The organism is Aquiflexum sp. (assembly GCF_977115555.1).
The window spans coordinates 1-1830 of the sequence record NZ_CDSBKL010000597.1; the positions used below are offsets into that span (position 1 = coordinate 1).

2 protein-coding genes are annotated in these 1830 nt (G+C 41.9%); both read left to right on the forward strand.

Annotated features, from left to right (window positions below; all coding sequences use genetic code 11):
* On the forward strand, window positions 1–730 hold a 730-nt coding region (locus ACZFYI_RS19930), incomplete at its 5' end, for a M24 family metallopeptidase (RefSeq protein ID WP_462525869.1).
* Window positions 731–822: 92 nt separating this feature from the next.
* Window positions 823–1695 (forward strand): geranylgeranylglycerol-phosphate geranylgeranyltransferase, encoded by an 873-nt coding sequence (locus ACZFYI_RS19935; RefSeq protein WP_462525870.1) that lies wholly within the window; start codon window positions 823–825, stop codon window positions 1693–1695.
* Window positions 1696–1830: the final 135 nt, after the last annotated feature.

Here is a 1830-nt window from a genome sequence, read left to right on the forward strand (position 1 = left end):
AGAAGCTTTCCGTTCCATCCAACCCGGCACATCAGAGAGAGGGATCCAAGGAGCCCACGAATTTGTGCATAAAGCTTTGGGAGCAGAATATGTCGGATATGGCTCTATTGTCGGTTCGGGCAACAATTCCACCATCCTGCATTATGTTGACAACGGGCTTGTAAATCTTCAAGAGGGTGTTGTCCTGATGGATGTCGGGGCAGAATACAGAGGTTATTCCGGTGATATTACTAGGACAGCTCCGGTCAAAGGCGTTTTTTCCAAAGAAGAAAAAGCCATATATGAAATTGTGTTGAAGGCTTTGGAAGCAGGCACCAAGGCGTGTACCGTTGGCGCTGACTATAGGGAGGTCGATGCCGCTGCCCGAAAAGTTATTGATGAAGGACTTGTGAAGTTAGGCTTGGTTAAAGCCGGCGAACGTCACCCCTATTTCCCACATGGCATTGGGCATCATCTTGGCCTGGATGTACATGACCGGGGTGCTTATGGCAGTTTACAGCCGGGAATGATTCTGACTGTGGAACCCGGCATCTATATTCCAAATGGAAGTCCGGTAGATTCAAAATGGTGGGGAATCGGTATCCGGATCGAAGACAATATCCTGATCACTCAAGACGGAAATGAAAACCTGAGTGAATTTGTACCGAGAACAATAGCCGATATTGAGAAACTGATGAAAGAAGATGGACTTCTCCAAAAAACAGGACTTCCAAATTTGGATTTAAAATAAGTAGAACATACAAAACCTAATAGCTTAAAATAAAGTTGATAGAGGTCAGGAATATATCCAAGTTCCTGACCTTTTTCTTTTAATTTTGAACCATGATCGCCACGACCAAAACCAAAAGACTTTCATTTTGGAGTCTTCTCAAAATCAGCAGACCTTTAAATCTGGTGATTGTGGCATTTGCGCAGCTGATGACGGCTTATTTTTTGGTGGAGACCACGAGAAAAGGGCTTCCGGTATTGCAAGACATCAACCTTTACCTGATCATCCTTTCCACAGTAATCCTGACCGCTGCAGGCTATATGATCAATGATTATTACGATGTCAAAATTGATTATATCAACAAACCTGATGAAGTCATTATTGGCAAAGGGATGAAAAGACGTGTGGCTATTTTCCTCCACTCTATCCTTAATATTTCGGGAGTTGGGATAGGGCTGATCGTCAGTCCCAGAATCGCGGTGATCAATTTCATTGCCTCCTTTTTGCTTTGGCTATATAGCAATTCCTTAAAAAGACTTCCCTTTATCGGGAACTTCACGGTGGCCTTATTGACAGGAACTGCCATTTGGATGATCGGGTATTACTATCAAAAATCGGAATTGCTGGTATTGACCTATGCCATTTTTGCATTTTTCATCAACCTTATCCGGGAAATCATCAAAGACATTGAGGATAGGCAGGGAGACAGAAAACACGGTTGCCGGACACTTCCGATCGTATTTGGCTTCCGTAATACCAAAAGAATTATTTTCCTGATTGCCATTTCCTTTGTATGTGCGATTTTGGTTGTAACCTTCAAAATCAACAATGCGCAGCTATACTTTTATTTCAGCGGTCTGAGTATCCTCTTTTTCATCTTTATGTACAAAATCTACATGGCTGACCGCAAAGCCCATTTCAGCCAGTTAAGTATCCTTTCCAAGATGCTGATGATTACGGGGATATTGAGTATGGCATTTTTGTGAAATAGATTTGAGATTTGAGATTCGAGATTTGAGGTAAAAGAAGCGAGGATCAGGAAACGGGACACTGATTATTGTTTTGAGTTCAAGACAATTCTTGGATAAAACTGTATTGTGTTCAAAACAATATTATTAAAG

Excerpts from the sequence above, each read along its gene's own strand:
- ACZFYI_RS19935 (WP_462525870.1), top strand. The coding sequence starts at position 823 with ATGATCGCCACGACCAAAACCAAAAGACTTTCATTTTGGAGTCTTCTC.